The sequence below is a fragment of the Methanomethylovorans sp. genome, from assembly GCF_041447285.1.
Lineage (GTDB): Archaea > Halobacteriota > Methanosarcinia > Methanosarcinales > Methanosarcinaceae > Methanomethylovorans.
The window spans coordinates 94,099-113,736 of record NZ_JBGMEB010000009.1; the positions used below are offsets into that span (position 1 = coordinate 94,099).

A 19,638-nucleotide genomic window follows, 5' to 3' on the forward strand; every position below is an offset into this window, starting at 1 on the left:
AGTTGTGTTAAATAACAGTGAAACCAGAGGAATAATTAATTCCATGGGACTTGTTTTTGGGGATATCGGAACAAGTCCTATATATACGCTTGCAGTCATTTTTCTTATGACACCCATTACATATTCTCATGTAATTGGGGTCCTGTCTTTGATCGTCTGGACGCTGATAATACTTGTAACGATTGAATACTCCTGGCTTGCTATGAGTCTTGGAAAGAAAGGTGAAGGAGGAACGATCGTATTAAAAGAAATACTTGTTCCCCTCTTGAAATCAGGCAGACAAGTTACTATAGTAACGATACTATCATATGTGGGTATTTCTTTTCTCTTAGGAGATGGCGTAATAACCCCTGCCATAAGTATATTGAGTGCAGTAGAAGGAATACGGATAATTCCCGGATTAGAAACAATAAGCCAAAGCACCCTTATTGTAATTGCAGCGATCATTGCAATAGCTCTTTTTTCAATACAGAAGAAAGGTACTGAAAAAATAGCATGGATGTTTGGACCCCTTATGGTTTTGTGGTTTTCATTGCTTGTCCTTTCAGGTGTTGCTTCAATTATCTATACCCCATCTGTGATCAAAGCCATTAATCCCTATTATGCCGTTGATTTTCTATTACACAACGGATTAGCAGGTTTCTTTGTATTGTCTGAAGTGATCCTGTGTGCCACAGGTGGTGAAGCTTTATATGCTGACATGGGTCACCTGGGAAGAGAACCCATCATGAAGGCCTGGAGGCTTGTATTTGTTGCACTGGTGCTAAATTATCTGGGACAGGGAGCATTTCTAATAAGAAATCCCGGAGCAAATAATATACTCTTTGAAATGATATACCAGCAAGCACACTTTATTTACGTACCATTTTTGATCCTGAGTATCATTGCCACCGTTATTGCATCCCAGGCAATGATCAGTGGTATGTTCTCTATCGTGTACCAGGGTATTACTACTAGAATAGCCCCCATGTTCAAGATTGATTACACATCAGACGAATTAAAATCGCAGATATACATAAGTGTGGTTAACTGGTTGTTGCTGCTTTCTGTACTATTAGTGATGCGAGAGTTCAAAGAATCAACAAAACTTGCTGCTGCTTATGGCCTGACCGTAACCGGAAGTATGGCGATCACTGGTATAATGATGATTATGATATTTGGACTGAGAAAGGACTGGACAAAAGCAATAGTTTCATCATTCGTAACCTTTGTTGATCTGATGTTTCTTATATCAAACTTCTACAAGATCCCTCATGGAGGTATTTGGTCAATAACTATAGCATCTGCTGTATTCAGTATGATAATGATATATACTTCAGGTCAAAAAAGGCTTTATCAGTCCCTAAAGCCAATGCGTTTGAATGAGTTTCTGCAAACTTACAGGCAAATGTATGAAAGCACGAATAAGATAAAGGGTACAGCTCTTTTCTTTGCAAGAAATATAAGTTTTATTCCACAATATATACCTCATACAATGTTTGAGAATGAAATAATCTATGAAGATAACATCATTATTTCTATCACTTCACTTGAAGAACCTTTTGGAGTGAGAAGTTCCTTTGGAGAAACACTGGCCCCGGGACTAAAAGTATTTGAAATAGATATGGGGTACATGGAAGTTATAGATGTGGCAGAGATTTTAAGAAATGCCGGGATCAAAGAAAAAACAATATTTTATGGCGTAGAGGATATTGTTACCAATAACCCCGTCTGGAAGGTATTCTCCATGATAAAGAAAATCACGCCTTCATTTGTCCAGTACTACAAACTGCCACCAGAGAAACTCCATGGAGTAATAACAAGATTTGAAATGTAAAAAAGACTTAGGCCTTATAAGGGCCTATCTAATCTTTGCCAGAAGATATTCCTTGAATTTAACGTATTCAGTGTCCAGGAAATCCATCTGTTCTTCTTTTTCTTCAATTTCTTTAAGACTGCGCGGGGGTTCAGGATCTATACCTGTGACTTTCCTAACTTCCCCAGGGAATTTAGCAGGGTGGGCAGTTTCAAGAGTTACGGCAAGAGTGTTATCCTGTGTTTTGTTTCTGTAATCAGTTAATCCTTTTATTCCGACAGCACCGTGGGGTTCAATAAGGATACTATACTCCTCCAGAATTTCCCTCATAGTGGACTTTGTTTCTTCATCGGTCACTGAACTGGAATAAATATCATTTCTTAGCTTTTCCATGTCCGGTATCTTGTTTATATTGCCCTGCTCATCCATTTGCCCACCATAAATAGCAATAAGCCTCGCAAGGTTGCTTGGATGACCTACATTCATAGCGTTTGAGAGACAATTAAGAGATGGCACTATCTTCTGATATTCACCACTGCTTAAGAATGAAGGCACTTCATCGTTCTCGTTTACAGAAGCTATTATCTTCTTTACAGGAAGACCCATGGTCTTTGCCAGTACACAACCCATCATATTCCCAAAGTTGCCTGATGGTATTGAGAAGATAATTTCTTCCGGATAACTGCAAAGCCTTGTATATGCATAAATATAGTACAAAGACTGTGGGATGAGACGTCCAATGTTTATGGAATTTGCTGAAGACAGATTAAGGCTTTTAAGTTCTTCATCTGAAAAGGCCTTCTTTACCATAGCCTGACAATCGTCGAATTTACCATCTATGGCTATTGCAGTAATGTTCTTCTGGAGAGTGGTCATCTGCTTCCTCTGACGGTCTGAGACCTCCTTCTCTGGGAAAAGTACGATGACCTTTACATTATCGAGTCCATAGAATGCATGAGCAACTGCACTTCCGGTATCTCCTGAAGTAGCTGTAAGTATGGTTATTTGCTTGTTCTCTTTTTTGAGATAATATTGCATGAGCCTTGCCATCAGGCGGGCTGCAAAGTCCTTAAAGGAAGCAGTAGGACCACGGTCAAGACGCATAATGTAAGTGTTGTCGTTTAACTTTTCCAGTGGTACATCATAGTTGTAAGCATCGAATGTTATTGCTTTAAGGGAAGGCTCATCTATTTCGCCTTCCAGAACCTTACTCAATACATGAAATGCGACCTCTGGGTATGTTTTGTTTTTCAGGGACACAAGATCTGCCTCTGACAAAGGAGGAAGCGATCTCGGAAGGTATAGGCCTTTGTCCGGGGCCTGCCCTGCGATAAGAGCAGTTTCAAAAGACACCTCAGGTGCCTGGAGATTAGTGCTGTAGAGTTTCATGCTGATCAGTGATTGATTTTATTAGTGGTATAAGGGCTGTCTGAATATTCAGTACTTATGATTTACTTTTGGGTTAAGAATGTTGCTATTCTTGCAACATATTGCGATGGAGACTATGGCAATTACCAAATCACTCCCTTTTATGAATTTATTATTTTCGCAAAATGGTATATAAAAATACTTTAGTATGAAAAAGTAAATATATTTTTCTAGTTATATCACTCTTGTATTGCATAGACACAGGAATGGAATTAAAGTGATTACAAAAAAAATAATTTTCATCATACTTTTGAACATGCTTCTGTTTTGTGCAGCTGCGGGGATTGTTGCAGATACAGATAATTTTGAAAAACGAAGATATAGCGTATCAGATATAACAGATCCGGATGCAACAGATACTCAGCCTAATTTCATCCTTGTCCAGTACGACCTATCTGAAAACAAAATAGAAAGGACTTCTCAGGAACGATCTGATCTAATGCTAAAAACAGGGACGATTCAAACAACAGATTCCGTTAATATAGCTGATGATATTATGAGAGTATTGACAGAATCTCCCGAACAGTACAAATATTATATAGTCCAGTTCAATGATACTGTCCAAGATACATGGAAACAGGATATCTGTGAATCTGGTGGGCAGTTATTTGACTATGTCCCATACAATGCATTTATCGTAAGAATGAATGAATCCACTGCATCCATAGTTTCAAATCTGGATCAGGTAAGATGGATAGGCGAATATCTGCCAGAATATAAAATTGATCCATCCCTCCAAATAGAAATGGAAGAAAACACCTCTGTAGAACTTATGGTCTCCTTATTTGAGTCTTCGGACAAAGATAGTGTTAAAGAAAAAGTAACAGAGGAAATAATATCACTGGGAGGAACGATACGGGATGAATCAAATAATGACAGGATACATATCAATATCGAAAGTTCAAACATATTAGCTCTTTCTAATATTAAAGATGTAAAGTGGATAGAAGAATACGAATCATTCGTTGTATTCAACGATATATCCAGAGGGATCATAAATGCTACTTACGTCACCGAAAACTACAACCTTACAGGACTGGGACAGATCATAGCAATTGCGGATACTGGTCTTGACACCGGTGTCAATGATGCCTCAATGAATCCTGATTTTTATGGACGAATAATATCAATCCAGGATGTATTAGGTGATGGCGCAGAAGATCTGCAAGGCCATGGAACACATGTTGCAGGTTCTGCTCTTGGAAATGGATCATGGTCCAATGGACATTATAAAGGCATAGCACCAGAATCACAATTAGTCTTCCAGGCTATCGCCTATGCAAATGGTGTATTGGACATACCGGGAGATAATGTAAGCTCGTTATTTGAACCCGCCTACGAACTTGGAGCACGCATCCATTCCAATAGCTGGGGCGGTACTGGAGATGGGGAATACAATGTCTATTCAAAAGATGTAGACCAGTTCATGTGGACACATCCGGACATGCTAATAGTCTTTGCTGCAGGCAATAGTGGAGTGGACAATAATGAGGATGGTATAATTGATCTAGATTCCATTTCATACCCAGGAACTGCAAAGAACTGCATCACCGTAGGAGGGACTGAAAATAACCGGCCACATGGATCAGTTCCAACGCCAGGGTATGATATCCCCTATGGAACAGGCTCCTGGCTGGAAGATTATCCAGTCCCACCTATTAGTACGGACCACCTATCAAATGATCCGGATGGAATGGCTGCGTTCAGCAGCCGAGGGCCTACAGATGACGGGAGGATAAAACCCGATGTAGTAGCACCGGCAACAAATATAATATCTGTTCGCTCCAGTGTAGCAAGCGGAACTGGATGGGGGCTGCTGCCAGTAGGTGATACATGCCGAAATTATTACATGTTCATGGGTGGTACCAGTATGGCAACACCTATTGTTGCTGGCAGTCTGGCACTTATAAGGCAAAACTATGTAGATAATTTGAACATTACACCTTCTGCAGCTCTGTTAAAGGCCACGCTGATAAATGGTGCCACTGACCTGCAACCTGGGCAATATGGCAATGACGTTACAGCGCAACCTGATTACAACCAGGGATGGGGACTGGTGAATCTGAAAGAATCCCTCTATCCCAGCAGCGGATCAATACATTTTGCAGACAACGTTGAATTGGAAACGGGAGATGCCATTGAAAAGAACTACTATGTAAACAACAGTTCCAATCCTTTAAAAGTCACACTTGTATGGACTGATTACTATGGTTCTGAGATTGCAGGCGGAGGGCTTGTCAATGATCTCACACTCCTTGTAGTGAAGCCTAATGGCACGGAGATTGTAGTAGATGATACGGTAAACAACGTCGAACAAGTAATAGTCGAAGAGCCTGAAGTGGGCTGCTATACTGTGAAAGTGATAGGAGAATCAGTATCAATGGGACCTCAGCCATGCGCTATAGTGGTTAGTGGTGCGTCCAGTGCAATAAGTTCTCTTAATTTCACACCACAACAAACAACTTACTATACCGGAAACAATACAACTTTCGAAGCTCTGGCAACAGATGAAAATAACAATTCTCTTAATGTACCTTTTACATGGGAAAGCAGCAATTCCACTGTTGCGAGCATCAATAGTTCCACAGGGTATTTCAGTGCCCTTGTACAAGGTATCACCAACATAAAAGTGAACGCAGGAACCATGTATTCCACAGTTTCTATAAATGTGCTTAACCCTGGAAACTCGACAACCACTAATGAATCACAATTGATAACTAACGAAGAAGAGGAGATAGAAGAAGAGACCACATCATCCAGTTCTTCAAGAAGCAGTGGTGGTGGTAGCGGAGGAGGAGGAACCAGCGGTGAGAACATTGCAAATGTACTGGTAAAGGACTCAAAGACAGTGTTCATCAGCATGGATAAAGACATTAGATACGAATTCACTGAAGAAGATAACAATGTTGGGTATATAGAGTTCACACCCCTGAAGAACTCCGGTAAAATAACAGCAGTTGTAGAGGTATTGAAGACCAGATCATCTTTTGCCAAAAGTAATGCACCTGGAGCAATCTACCAGAATATGAACATCTGGGTGGGAAAAACCGGTTTTGCAACAGAGAGCAATATTGCTGATCCTATTATCATCGGATTTAAAGTATCAAAAGAATGGATGGCAAATAACAACATTGGCAAAGAAAACATCAGGCTTTACAGGTATAATGCCGATGTATGGAATGAACTGAAAACAACGAACACAGATGAAGATAACCAATATGTGTACTTTGAATCACAAACACCCGGTTTCTCACCTTTTGCTATCAGTACAGCAGATATAACAACCGAGATACTGAGCGAAGTATCAGATACAGAAAATGGTACAGATGAAAATGAAATAAAACCACTGGACCAAAGTCTTACACCAACTACCAATTCTACAGAGACAAATTCATCAGAAGACCAGAATAACTCGTCGGAAGATAAGATTGGGGTTATTAGTAAATTTATAATGCTTTCTATAATATTGAGTATATGTGGAATAGTGTATTGGCATCACAATAGAAGAAAGTGAAGAGATCGGACATATGATTAAAAATTGTATTAAGCATGCAAACACTGGCTTTAATAGCCAGTGACTTTAACTTTTTACAAAAAGAAAATGTATATTAATCTAACTTGTCAACATTAACATATTAATCAAAATTAGGACAATTCATTAGAAAATGATCTTCGATTATCGGTAAATATTTTCCAGAAATAAAAAAGGCGATGAACAATGGCATATCACAGGTTCCATTATTACTCAATGCTTAAAAGATATAGCAGAATAATCGAAGTTCTTCGAAAATATGGGTTTGGTTATATTGTTGACCAAATTGGCTTGAGTAATTATAGAGACATACGTACCTGGCTAGGAAGGAAAGCAAGGAAAGAAAAAGTCCATGTTTCAAAACCTGCCAGAATACGTATGGTATTTGAAGAACTGGGAACCACTTACATTAAGCTGGGCCAGCTTTTAAGTATGCGACAAGACCTCATACCAGAGGAATATGCCACCGAGCTGTCAAAACTCCAGGATGATGTTCCACCATTTGAATATGAAGAAGCAAAGAGGATCATAGAAGAAGAATTTGGAGTTCCAATAGAAGATCTGTTTGGCTCCTTTGAAGAAAAGACTCTTGCTGCTGCATCTATCGGACAAGTTCACCGAGCAAAATTGAAAAATGGGGATGTTGTTGTTGTAAAGGTTCAACGCCCGGGCATTAAAGAAGTAATCGAATCAGACCTCGAGATAATGTACAGCATAGCAGGATTTGCAGAGGAGCATATCCCGGAATTGAGGCTATATAGACCTCTTGAGATCGTTGACGAGCTGTCCCGGAGCATTCATGCCGAAATGGATTACACCCAGGAAGGCAGAAATACAGATCATTTTGCAATCAATTTCCGGAAAAACACCGAGATATTTATCCCAAAGATATATTGGTCTCATACCAGCAGCCGAGTTCTCACTCTGGAATACATTGAAGGAGTCAAAAGCAGCTGCTTAGACATTTTAGACGAGAGGGGATTTGATAGAAGCAAAATATCCCTTACAATTGGCGATGCATTTATGAAACAAGTCTTTGAGGATGGGTTCTTTCATGCAGACCTGCATCCAGGGAATATGTTAATAAAAGATGATGGCAAGATCGCGTTAATTGACTTTGGATTGGTAGGGCACCTATCTACCGATACAAGGAATATGCTTATTGATGAGCTTATAGCTATAACTAAAGGAGATATAGACTTTTTTGTCGAAACCTTACAGGATATGGGATATTTAGGAGACAATGCAGATATTAGGTCCCTCAAGACAGATGTTGAATATTTCCGCACTAAATATTACGGCAGACCTCTTAAAGACCTGGATACCAAGGTAATAATAGAAGAGTTAACAGGCATTCTCAGAAAACATCAAGTCCAGATACCCTCTAACCTGGCTTTACTAGGAAGAGCTCTATTAACGGTGGAAGGATTCGGAAGGATGATGGATCCTAATTTCAATATAACCGAGCTTGGAGAATCCTATGGCAAAAAGATAATAAAGCAACGTTTGAGTCCAGAAAAACTTGCACACAACACTTTCAGCCATATTTTAGACTGGTCACGTGTCTTCAAAAAAGCACCCACCAAAATCTCCCATATACTAGATGTTGCTGAAAAGGGATATATTAAACTGGAGATCGAACCTAAAAGTGCAAAAAGGATTTCTTCTGATATAAATGCTGCAAGCAATCGTCTCTCCTTAAGCTTGCTGATATCTGCCGTAATAGTTGGTTCATCGATGATTGTTCAGACTAAAATGGAACCTCATATATGGGGTGTACCTCTTCTAGGGGTATTTGGTTTCCTTATGGCTGCGCTCTTTGGATTATGGCTGGTAATATATATAATAAGAACCGGAGAGATATGATCAGTATTATTTATGAATGGAATGAAACCATTCAAATGGTATATATATCACATGCAATCTATTTGCTGTATCTGATCTTATTTTGGTGATGGGCATAATCGAACTTATCAAGGCATTGGTTCTTGGATTCACAATAGGCATATCTGCTGCACTAATACCCGGACCCATGATGTTTGCAACCATTGGAATCTCACTGAAGAAAGGTTGGAAATCAGGCCTTTATGTATTCAGTGGTCATGCCCTGGTGGAACTTGGAATATTTCTGCTTATCCTCTTGGGAGCAGTATCCATCATCGGTGATAGCATGATCTCATACATAGCCATAATAGGTGGCTTGGTGATGTTCCTCTTTGGAGTCTATATAATCAAAAGTGCAAAAGATGCAGCCAGAACGGATATTATTTCTTCAGCCACTAAATTAGACATGACTTCAGGCCCGGTATCTGCTGGAATACTAACTTCTATATTGAACCCTACATTGATAATATGGTGGTTAACTGCTGGTAGTGCTCTCATCCTTCAGGAATATATGACAGGCATTATGGCTGTAAGTGCCTTTATAGTAGGCCACTGGATAGCAGATGCAGGAATTCTAGTTGCTGTGTCCTCATCTTTTTCAAAAGGAAAGGAACTGATATCTGTCCGTACCCATGAAAGAGTGCTCTATATCTGCGGAGGATTCCTGGCAATCTTTGGTCTCTGGTTCCTGCTAAACTACAATGACTTTTCTTTGATGATATGATTGAGCTTAATCGTAAATAGATCATAATCTTTTGGTGAATTTACATTCAAGTGACCACATTTTTGACAAGAAGTGGTAATTAACTCGTATTTTTAAAATACCTAGGTGCAAATAGTAACATATTTAAGCTACGATGTACTTTACTGTACATTTAAGTATTGATGAATACATTAGAGGAGGAAAATAGCACTTGATGTTGATAAGCAATAACATTTCGAATATTGGATATAAGACGAAAAAAGGGGAAGCGAGGAGTGCATTTTAATGCCTCTTCCTTACCTTGTCCTGATCGTTTCAGTCGTAGTTATGCTGGGAACTACATTCTTTTTCATATTGAGGAGAGATCATGATTAATCAGATCCTTCTAGTAATATATGTAATAGCAATCATTTTGCTGTCCCTGAAGCTCAAGCAAGGAACCTTTTCAGGATTTGTAGTATCAGATCGTCAAGTGATGTATCCTGCTGTTATAGGTATAGCTTACATGGCTGCCTATTTTAGTGCAGCTTCATTTTTAGGAGGCGGGGGATTTGGACTCGTTGCCGGCCTTCCCTGGGTTATCTGGGCAGTTTTCTTCCATGTAGCATTTGCCTGCCTCGCATTCCTTATAGCTCCAAAGATCTGGACCATGGCTCAGCAGTATGATGCTAAGACCGTACCTCAACTGCTGGAGCGCCGCTATAATTCCCAAGAGGGAAAGGTACTGCTTGCCGGGATTATGCTGGTGATGTACACAGTATATCTGGTTGCTATCTTCAAAGGTTGTGGAAATCTATTCCAAGGACTGTTGGGAATAACATATGTTCAGGGTCTTATACTAGCAGTTGTCATCGTTGCGCTCTATTATGCAATTGGTGGATTGCCTGCAATTCTATGGATAAGTTTCTTACAGGGACTTATAATGATTGTAGGTGCTATACTACTGTATAGCGGACTTATTTCCAGTGGCCAAGGAATGGCGATATGGAATAACATCCCTGATGCTGTCTTGAGTATGACTGGAAACGCAGTCCCCTGGCAAAAGAGCTTTGGAAATGCATTCGCTATAAGTCTCGGACTCTTAGCACTGCCAGATTTGTTAATAATGCTGTTCTCTGCCAAAGACAAAAGAGTAGTGAGATTTGCTGGCATATATGGCCCTATATCCATCGCAGTTTATGCTCTCTGTATATTTTCCCTGGGTATACTGGCATATGGAGTATTTACTTCAGAACAACTGGCACCGTTCATGACAAACCCGGATGGGCTCGTGCCGTTCCTTGCAACATCATTACTTCCTGCCGGATTTGATGGTATAGTGCTCCTTGCAGCTATCTCTGCTGCTATGTCAACAATGAGTGCTATAGTACTGGTTACAACAACAGCTCTGACATCAGATATCCTGAAATTCCTTAGTCCGAATACGCCTGACAAGCAGGTGCTACTTATGACAAGGATAGTAGGGGTTATTATTATCGTTTTAGCAGCATTCTTCGCTCTGGATGTACCACAAATGATAGTACCTCTTGTATCTGCAAGTATGGGAGTCATTGCATGCTGCGTGTTTGTTCCTTTAATATTCGGCATATACTGGAAGCGCGGCACTTCCATGGGATTCGTGGCCAGCCTGATAGCATCATTCGGCTCAGTAGTGCTATGGCAATACTATGGCAATCCGCTAATACACACAGTCTTCATTGGACTGATCTGTGGGACTTTAGCATACATAGGAGGGAGCTTGGCCAGTAAGCAAGGTCTACCGATAGCAATTGATAGTGAATAAAAATGAAGATACCTATAATTTGAGTATTGAAGAGGATCAAAAAACCTCTTCATAATTTATGTATTTTCTAACCTTGAATCCATATATTTAATCAGATGAACTCGAACAGCATCTATTTCACTGTTTTGAGGAAGAGATTTTATAATCTTTTCAATATAACCCCCTTCCTTAACAAGTCTGAAGGTTTCAGTGAAATTCAGATCAAATAACCAAGCAAGCCGGGTGAGGTTCATATCATTGCAAGAGTTGAGGCCATCTGTGCTTGCAATCCTGTTATTAAAAATGTCCTGTATCAAATGTTGAGAATAAACTGGAACATCAGGTAACCCATGATCAATAGCAGGGTTTGGGGATTTTGTCTTTGTGACGTAGTAATCGTCCAATATCTTATAAATATCAAGCTTGTCAGCATCCCTGATAAGTCTCGCATGAACGAGAGTTTTCCCATCAAGCTCAGCAGAAATGTTTCTTAAATTATGATTCTGGATAGCTGTGAGAATTATTTCCTGCTCTTCAGGGGATACAAATGCAAGGATTCCCTCTGATTTTAATATTTTTACTCCTAAGAGAGCATGATTCTCAGACCTGCGGTCATTAAATGTCCTGTACTTGCTGATCTGTTCAAAACGACCTATATCATGCAGAAGAGCTATGGTAAGGGCAAGATAATAGTTTTCTTCATCCATTCCTTCTGAGATCGCAATCATAGACGCATTTTCACAGACCCGGATGCTATGATCTTCCTTAAGAAGAACGTTTTGTGAAATAAAAGTATCTTCCGAATAAAATGATCTGACATAATTTTGGAACCATGCCCTTAAATTGAGAAAATCCTCTTTTTTCATCGATACCCATAAACATTTTATAAATATCAGTTTTTCTGTCAGCAAAGTTACAATATGGTTTTGCTAAAAAAAGCGGCATAGATGCATCGAAATTGCAACGCAACTATGCACAGGTCCACCTAATCGATCAATCAACTATTTACCTGGACAGACAAAGAAACTGTTGTTTCTCCGGGATGGGTTGGTGTAGCCCCAGTTGCTTCAGCTACTGCTGTTTCCCTATAGATGGAGTGTACACTTCCTACATCAGATACTGGAATGAAAAAATGCAAAATTAGAAAAAAAGATGGAGCGAAATGATTTCCGCTCCTGATGTTCTCTCTACTTTACGTAGTTATGGTTAACTTCGGCCTTCTGGAAGTAGTTGAGGATTCAGTGCTGTAGAAGGAAATGTAATTACCACTCTCAGTCTTTGCCTTGAGGAAGAAACCAGTGTTAGAGTACTTGCCACTGATGTATTCCTGCACAAGCTGTGTGACATCAAAGTCGTAGTATTTATTGCCAGGCACTGTGCTTGCCGGGAAGGTTACAGTTGCGTATGGTGTGCTACCCTGAGCAACACCATTCTTATCATACCAGTTTCCTCCTGCCGTAGTCCAAGCAGTACCAGAAGCACGGTTATTCCAGCTCACGTACTTTGGATCCCACGCAACAGGCCTGTAGACCTCAACTACAGTATCAGAGGTACGTGTCTTACTTGCGGGATAATACCAGTACAGAGAAAGTGTTGCTTTTGATATCGTATCGGTTGTCTTATAACTACTTAGATCGAACAGCAATACATCCCTGCTACTACTAGAGGACTTTCCAACATCAAGGTAAGTGGAAGTGGAATATACTGTACTCTTAGAAGACTCAGCCAGTCTATTGTCATAAACAGCTGAATATGAAACCGAAGTTCCCGTAGAAGTAGATGTATTGGTTGTTGTGCTTGTTGTTGCACTGACAGCTACATTTACTGTATCTGTCGCGGTCTGACCAGCTGTATCTGTGACAGTAAGAGTCACAATATACGTTCCTGCAGTTGAGAATGTCTTTGCGGCCGTTACACCGGCAGCCTCAGCGGTGATACCATTTGAGGAATCAAAGTCCCATGAATAAGAGGTTATACCCTTATCGTCAGTAGAGGAGCTACCATCGAAGCTAACAGAAGAACCTACTGTGGCAGTCTTATCTAAGCCGGCATTGGCAACAGGAACAGAATCTGCAGAAGTTGCTGCACTCACGACCACATTTACTGTATCGGTTGCTGTCTGACCAGCTGTATCTGTGACAGTAAGAGTCGCAGTGTATGTTCCAGCAGCGGTATATGTGTAACTCGGTGTTGCGCCAGTGGCTTCAGAAGTGATCCCATTTAATGCATTAAAGTCCCATGAATATGAAGCTATGCCTACAGCATCAGTGGAAGCACTGCCATCAAAACTGACAGCAGAGCCTACTGTAGCAGTCATATCAGAACCAGCATTGGCAACAGGTACAATATCTGTAGTAGTTGAACTATCTGGGGTAGTTGAACCACCAGAGGAAGTTGAACCTCCTGATGTAGAGGTTATAGTCAACTTTGGTCTCATGGCAGTGTTTGAAGATTCAGCACTGTAGAAAGCAATGTAATTACCGCTCTCGCTCTTTGCCTTGAGGAAGAAACCAGTGTTTTCGTAAGTACCACTTACATACTGCTGCACAAGATCAGTAACGTCGAAGTCATAGTATTTGTTACCCGGTACTGTACTTGCAGGGAAGGTCAGAGTTGCATATGGAGTACTACCCTGAGCAACACCGTTCTTGTCATACCAGTTTCCTCCAGCTGTACTCCAGGCAGTGCCAAAAGCACGGTTATTCCAGCTCACATACTTTGGATCCCAGGCAACTGGCCTGTAAACTTCAAGTACAGTATCTGAAGTACGTGTCTTACCTGCAGGGTAATACCAGTAGAGGGACAGTGTAGCCGCAGTTATTGTATCAGTGGTATCATAATCGCTGAGATCGAACAACATTACATCTCTGGCAGTTGATGAACTTGCTCCAACGTCAAGATAGGTTGAAGTGGAAAGCACTGTACTCGCGGAATCGGAACGCAACCTATTGTCATAGGTAGGAGAGTATGAAACAGAACTGCCCGTAGAGGTAGTTTCATCTGGAGTTGTATCTGTTGTTGTATTTGTTGGTGTTGTTGTGCTTGTAGTTCCACTAACGACTACATTAACTGTGTCTGTGGCTGTCTGACCACTTGTGTCTGTGACAGTAAGAGTCACAGTGTATGTTCCTGCAGCTGCATATGTGTAACTTGGTGTTGCGCCAGTAGCTTCAGATGTTATACCGTTTGATGCATTAAAGTCCCATGAATATGAAGCTATACCTACATCATCAGTGGAAGCACTACCATCAAAACTGACAGCTGAACCCACTGTTGCAGGCATATCAGAGCCAGCATTGGCAACAGGTACACTATCTATAGTAGTTGACCCACCAGAGGAAGTTGAACCTCCTGATGTAGATGATATAGTCAACTTTGGCCTCATGGCAGTGTTTGAAGATTCAGCACTGTAGAATGCAATGTAATTACCACTTTCAGACTTTGCCTTGAGGAAGAAACCAGTGTTCTCGTAAGTACCACTTACATATTCCTGCACAAGCTGTGTGACATCGAAATCATAATATTTGTTGCCAGGCACTGTGCTTGCCGGGAAGGTCAGAGTTGCGTATGGTATACTACCCTGAGCAGCACCGTTCTTGTCATACCAGTTTCCTCCGGCTGTACTCCAGGCAGTACCAGAAGCACGATTATTCCAGCTCACGTACTTTGGATCCCAGGCAACTGGCCTGTAGACCTCAACTACAGTATCGGAAGTACGTGTCTTACTTGCGGGATAATACCAATAGAGAGAAAGTGTAGCCGCAGTTATTGTATCTGTAGTGTCGTAGTCACTGAGATCGAACAACATTACATCTCTGGCAGTTGCTGAAGTCGCTCCAATGTCAAGATAGGTTGAAGTGGAAAGCACTGTACTAGTTGAATCCGAACGCAACCTATTGTCATAGGTAGGAGAGTATGAAACAGAACTGCCCGTAGAGGTAGTTTCATCTGAAGTTGTATCCGTTGTCGTATTTGTTGGTGTTGTTGTGCTTGTTGTTTCACTAACAACTACATTCACCGTATCTGTGGCTGTTTGGTTACTCGTATCAGTAACAATAAGAGTCACAGTGTATGTTCCAGCAGTTGTAAATTTCTTCGTGGCTGTCACACCGGTAGCTTCGGAGGTGATGCCATTTGATGCATCAAAGTCCCAAGAGTAGGAAGATACTCCCACATCATCACTGGAAGAATTTGCACTGAAGAGGACAGTTGACCCTAAGGTAACGGTTTTATCAGAACCTGCATTTGCAACTGGTTCAGCATCTATCTCATTTGAAACTGCCGAGCCACTCTTGGATGCCTGTGCAGTGTTACCATATCTGCCGATATTGACAACTCCACCATTAGGTGAAGGTTCCTTACTGTATGATGAACTTGAATATCCTGCGTCTATAAGCGTACTGGAGACTGAATCTGTTACCCACTTTCCGCTTGAATAGTGACCTGCTTTGCTCCCTAGGTGATAGTCCCGGGAACCAGCACTTGAATCTGTTGAATCAACACATAGCGGATCAACATTAAGGTTGTTGCTCATCGTAAAACCGCTGCCATATGTTTGACCATTCTTGTTGTTGTAGATGTCGTTGTTCTGGACTACAAACTTAGAGTAAGTTGGATTGGTATTCCATATACCCACACCTGATCCTGTAACTGAAGAAACACCATCACTGTTCATAATAATGTTGTTTCTGACGTAAGTTGTGAATTGGGTCTGTTGCTGACGCCTTCCGGATCTCAGGAAATACTTTATGGCAGCATGTCCACCATCATCGAATACGTTGTTCTCGATGATAGTGTTGTCAAAGTCACCCAAAACAATGGCAGCATTACTAAAACCAGTATTTGTAGCGTATTGTCCAACATTTGTGAAGATGTTGTGGTGAATGTACACATCCTTAGCATGGATCACATTATCCTGATAATTTGCAGACATCCAGATACCTGCACCTTTGATACTGTGAATGCGATTGTTGTAGATTTCAATATCATCAAATACATGACTTGTAGTTGCAGATGTTCCTATCTGAATTGCAGGACCTGTAGAATCACCGGAATTGGACGCATAGATCAGATTATCATGGATAGTGGAATCAGTATTACCATCTGAATACCTGCATGCACTATTTGTTCTTGTGAATACAGTGTTGTAAGCGAATTCGACATTGCTGCATCCCATAGCATATAGAGCATCATGACCTAGCTTATACACATCATTGTTAGTGAATTTTACGCTACTGGCTTTTCTTACCTGTAAGCCATCACCGCATCCCCATTCAAGACGCATATCAGAAACTTCGATGTTGTCGCCGCCATCAAAAAGCATCATATTGTAATATCCGGCTCCCAGGGATACAGCCTGATTAGCACTGTTTCCATCTATAGTGAAACCTGTGATTGTTATATCGCCATCTGTACCTATGTTTGCGATCATAGGTACTTCACTGGACCATCCTGCACTTGCAACTAGTTTAATTTCAGCAGTAGAGTCACCTGTAAGTATTGTATTAGCACCGATGTTAAGAGTGCTGTCTATCCAGTATGTATTAGGACCTCTCAAATATACAGTACCGCCACCCTGGCCGTCTATATATGCGAGAGCTTTGTTAATTTCAACATGGTCATTTGTTCCGTCACATTGGTAGTTTACAGTTCCACTTGTGCTGCTTGTACCAACATATACGGTTGCTGCCGAAGATAGACCGGCACCAATTATAGAGAAACAAATGAAGCAAAATGATAGACCAATTAGGAAAAATGATATTCTTTTGAAATGATGGTCTTTATTTTGAGTTTTTGAGAGTTTAGATTTTTTAGAGGAAGCAGTTTTTAATGAAATGAAGCAACTACTAACCAATAAAGCAATTAGTAACACATGACGGGATTTAGCCCACCTGTGAGCGCTAAATCTTTCGAGAACTTTATTACAGAAACGTTTTACCATATACTTTTACACCTCTTTTTCCATTCAGTTGAATTATTACATTTTATTGAAACAAAATCGTAATATTTTCTGTTAACAATAAGATACAAATCAGTGAAATTGTCTTTTTTGATTCAATATACCATGAATATTAACACCAAACAAGTCTGTTAGCATTTAATATTCATTATTCATATATCTCTAAGAGACTGCCACCATCGTGGAAATTATGGTGGGGCAGATGCCCAAAGGGGCATCTTGTTGCAGAAAATCATCTTATTTCACGGAAGAGATTGGGGTTATCCACAAACAAATTAATTTGACTTGTTTTGGACTTCATATAAGATTACTGATATTCTGCTATTTCGGAAATGACAGCCCATAGAGATTGCAAATCAATTTTTGCTGATTTATCTCTATTTTGTCAACAGCCAGTTTTGGCACAAGTTCGGAATTAGATTTTAGATATATAAAGATACTTACCATCTTAATACCTTATAATAGCTCAAATTTTAAATTTGAGTGTTATATAACACCATATTTGCATTTTAGCAAATATAAAAAGATATTATACAAAAAAATATCAATTTGCTTCTTTTTTAATGAATAAAGTCTATTTTTGCGCATATTTTAAACCCAAAATTTGCACATAATTTGATACCTGGATCGATAAAATTTGATTTAAGAGACCTATATAAAGTCAAAGATAGACATAACCAGTATCCTGGCTTAAAATCATTTAAAAAGCAACTATATAACCCTAATTTGAAAAATAGTAGATTATAAAGCTTCATCAACTATGATAAAGTATTAAAACATCTTTTTTAATGAAAATTAGAAAAGGATTGCACCTCCTTCATCTAAAACATATTCCCGATATGCAAATAAATAAGATATTGTTGATAAATTTTGAAGCCCTAATTTCAATGGAAAATTTGAGGCATTTTTTGCTTTTATGCCTTGGGTTGCGCCCATATTATTTAAAAATAAAAGATATGTTAACAATTAACATAATAAAAATTGATGGAAAATGGGAGTCATTGATTAGAAAAAAGACTGCGGAAGCAAAACTATGACATAACTAGTGTACAGTGATATAAAAGAAATTGAAGAATTGTTGCTACATTAACAAGAATTTATCATAATAAAAGTGCTCAGTATAATGAGAAGCTTAAATACAAATTTGCTGAACCAACATAATCAATCTGTGAAATCACCTGTAAAAGGGATAAAAACATTTACTGCGTAGCCTTCTTATCCCCTATCTTTTTCAGTGCATCTGCAGCTCCCTGGCAGACATAATTATTGGAATCCCTCAGGGATTTATTAAGAGGCTCTACTGCCCTGGTATCCCCAATATTACCCAGTGCATCCACAGCCTGTCGACGGACATAATTGTCCTCATCGTTTAAGGCCTTGATAAGAGGTTCAACAGCACAGATGTCTTTGATCTTTCCTAGAACATATGCAGCTTCCCTGCGAACCTGCACATCTTTTTCGTAACTAAGTGCTTCAATCAATCCCTTTACATCGTTGTTCTTTTCCATATCTTTAACATTTGGCTTACCAAATCCGAACAGCATGTAGAATAACCCCTTCTGATGAATACTATAGATGCATCCTGCAAGTAGTTAAGTTTTAGGAGAAAGATGTTTAAGAGAAATAATTGTCTAACAGTAAGTGGTGGGATGAATGTCTTTGATAGAAATTGGCTGCTGTGGTGCATATTGTGGAACATGCAAATTATTGAAAGAACAACTGTGTAAGGGCTGTAAGCTCGGATATGAAAACAATAAGCGCGATATCACTAAGGCTAAATGCAAGATCAAGGTATGCTGCATAAGCAAGAACTATAATTCCTGTGCCGATTGCCCGGACACTTCAACATGCCAGACCATCATTGAGTTCTACGAAAAAAAAGGATATAAGTATGCAAAATACAAGCAGGCAATAGAATTCATCAAACACAACGGTTACGATGAATTCATTAAAATAGCCGATACCTGGAAAAATGTATACGGGAAATACTAAATTTAACTTTCAAGACTTGCTATGTCTTTATCTTTACTGAAAAGGGGCTCTGTAGAAAAGCTACATTCTATATTATTTCGACATAACAATTTAAAAAGGATAAATCTCCTGAGTATTACTTTCCACTGAAACACAAAGGGGACGACTGTATTTTGCATAACAAGTGCTTAAAGTTTGTTGAAATAGCTTTAGCTGTATCAGCAAAATCTCACCTTCCGATCAATATTTGTAAATATTCAAAAAGGAAATATACACAACATCAGCTATTGACTCTGATTTTGTTGAAAGAATAGATCAATGTGGACTACATAAGTATTGTTGAACTTGTAGAATTAATGATAAATTGAAGTTGAGAATTGGACTAAAACAAGTTTCACATTATACTACTCTTCATAAATTCACTACAAGAATAAAATCAGTTATATTCAGATCATTGTTACAACCCAAATTTCGTATGCGGGGGGTGGGATTCGAACCCACGAATTCCTACGAAACAGGGTCCTAAGCCCTGCGCCTTTGACCTGGCTGGGCAACCCCCGCACAAAAAGGATATGTTGTAAATAGAGACTTCACATATTAATAT

The 19,638-nt window shown here is 39.7% G+C and carries 11 protein-coding genes and 1 tRNA gene; 7 read left to right on the top strand and 5 right to left on the bottom strand.

The annotated features are described in order from the left end of the window. Window positions 1-4: 4 nt before the first annotated feature. A complete protein-coding gene (locus ACC612_RS06580; RefSeq protein ID WP_371853697.1) occupies window positions 5-1,816 on the top strand; it encodes a KUP/HAK/KT family potassium transporter in 1,812 nt (603 codons plus the stop codon). Window positions 1,817-1,840: 24 nt separating this feature from the next. Here ACC612_RS06580 and thrC read toward each other — a convergent pair whose 3' ends face one another. After that, complete coding sequence (gene thrC, locus ACC612_RS06585) at window positions 1,841-3,184, bottom strand: threonine synthase (RefSeq protein ID WP_371853698.1); 1,344 nt, start codon at window positions 3,182-3,184, stop codon at window positions 1,841-1,843. Window positions 3,185-3,479: 295 nt separating this feature from the next. Between thrC and ACC612_RS06590 the strand changes: the two genes are divergently transcribed. The 4 genes from ACC612_RS06590 (at window position 3,480) to ACC612_RS06605 (ending at window position 11,125) form a co-directional block, all read left to right on the top strand. Further along, window positions 3,480-6,737, top strand: a complete 3,258-nt coding sequence (locus ACC612_RS06590; protein ID WP_371853699.1) for a PGF-pre-PGF domain-containing protein — start codon at window positions 3,480-3,482, stop codon at window positions 6,735-6,737. Window positions 6,738-6,941: 204 nt separating this feature from the next. Further along, window positions 6,942-8,621: an ABC1 kinase family protein gene (locus ACC612_RS06595; RefSeq protein WP_371853700.1), complete on the top strand. Its 1,680-nt coding sequence runs from the start codon at window positions 6,942-6,944 to the stop codon at window positions 8,619-8,621. A gap of 88 nt (window positions 8,622-8,709) precedes the next feature. Then, on the top strand, window positions 8,710-9,363 hold the full coding sequence (locus ACC612_RS06600) for a LysE family translocator (RefSeq protein ID WP_371853701.1): 654 nt from the start codon (window positions 8,710-8,712) through the stop codon (window positions 9,361-9,363). A gap of 346 nt (window positions 9,364-9,709) precedes the next feature. Further along, on the top strand, window positions 9,710-11,125 hold the full coding sequence (locus ACC612_RS06605; protein ID WP_371853702.1) for a sodium:solute symporter: 1,416 nt from the start codon (window positions 9,710-9,712) through the stop codon (window positions 11,123-11,125). A 56-nt stretch (window positions 11,126-11,181) separates the two neighbouring features. Here ACC612_RS06605 and ACC612_RS06610 read toward each other — a convergent pair whose 3' ends face one another. Then, window positions 11,182-11,970 (bottom strand): HD domain-containing protein, encoded by a 789-nt coding sequence (locus ACC612_RS06610; protein ID WP_371853703.1) that lies wholly within the window; start codon window positions 11,968-11,970, stop codon window positions 11,182-11,184. Between the two features lie 326 nt (window positions 11,971-12,296). Next, the gene (locus tag ACC612_RS06615) at window positions 12,297-17,045 is read right to left on the bottom strand and encodes a disaggregatase related repeat-containing protein (protein ID WP_371853704.1); all 4,749 of its coding nucleotides are present in this window, start codon (window positions 17,043-17,045) and stop codon (window positions 12,297-12,299) included. Between the two features lie 806 nt (window positions 17,046-17,851). On the opposite strand from ACC612_RS06615, the gene ACC612_RS06620 reads away from it, so the two are divergent. Next, window positions 17,852-18,100 carry a hypothetical protein gene (locus ACC612_RS06620; protein WP_371853705.1) on the top strand — a complete coding sequence of 83 codons (249 nt, stop codon included), beginning with the start codon at window positions 17,852-17,854 and terminating at the stop codon, window positions 18,098-18,100. 162 nt (window positions 18,101-18,262) lie between these two features. Here the strand turns inward: ACC612_RS06620 and ACC612_RS06625 are convergent, their stop codons facing one another. Further along, a complete protein-coding gene (locus tag ACC612_RS06625) occupies window positions 18,263-18,607 on the bottom strand; it encodes a HEAT repeat domain-containing protein (protein WP_371853706.1) in 345 nt (114 codons plus the stop codon). Between the two features lie 109 nt (window positions 18,608-18,716). Between ACC612_RS06625 and ACC612_RS06630 the strand changes: the two genes are divergently transcribed. After that, window positions 18,717-19,055, top strand: a complete 339-nt coding sequence (locus ACC612_RS06630; protein WP_371853707.1) for a DUF3795 domain-containing protein — start codon at window positions 18,717-18,719, stop codon at window positions 19,053-19,055. A 455-nt stretch (window positions 19,056-19,510) separates the two neighbouring features. Here ACC612_RS06630 and ACC612_RS06635 read toward each other — a convergent pair. After that, window positions 19,511-19,595: transfer RNA gene (locus tag ACC612_RS06635), tRNA-Leu, on the bottom strand. Window positions 19,596-19,638 lie beyond the last annotated feature (43 nt).

Coding starts and splice junctions, on each gene's coding strand:
- ACC612_RS06605 (WP_371853702.1), top strand. CDS start 9,710: ATGATTAATCAGATCCTTCTAGTAATATATGTAATAGCAATCATTTTG.
- ACC612_RS06600 (WP_371853701.1), top strand. CDS start 8,710: ATGGGCATAATCGAACTTATCAAGGCATTGGTTCTTGGATTCACAATA.
- ACC612_RS06610 (WP_371853703.1), bottom strand. CDS start 11,970: ATGAAAAAAGAGGATTTTCTCAATTTAAGGGCATGGTTCCAAAATTAT.
- ACC612_RS06625 (WP_371853706.1), bottom strand. CDS start 18,607: ATGCTGTTCGGATTTGGTAAGCCAAATGTTAAAGATATGGAAAAGAAC.
- ACC612_RS06620 (WP_371853705.1), top strand. CDS start 17,852: ATGAAAATTAGAAAAGGATTGCACCTCCTTCATCTAAAACATATTCCC.
- ACC612_RS06595 (WP_371853700.1), top strand. CDS start 6,942: ATGGCATATCACAGGTTCCATTATTACTCAATGCTTAAAAGATATAGC.
- thrC (WP_371853698.1), bottom strand. CDS start 3,184: ATGAAACTCTACAGCACTAATCTCCAGGCACCTGAGGTGTCTTTTGAA.
- ACC612_RS06630 (WP_371853707.1), top strand. CDS start 18,717: ATGTCTTTGATAGAAATTGGCTGCTGTGGTGCATATTGTGGAACATGC.
- ACC612_RS06615 (WP_371853704.1), bottom strand. CDS start 17,045: ATGGTAAAACGTTTCTGTAATAAAGTTCTCGAAAGATTTAGCGCTCAC.
- ACC612_RS06590 (WP_371853699.1), top strand. CDS start 3,480: ATGCTTCTGTTTTGTGCAGCTGCGGGGATTGTTGCAGATACAGATAAT.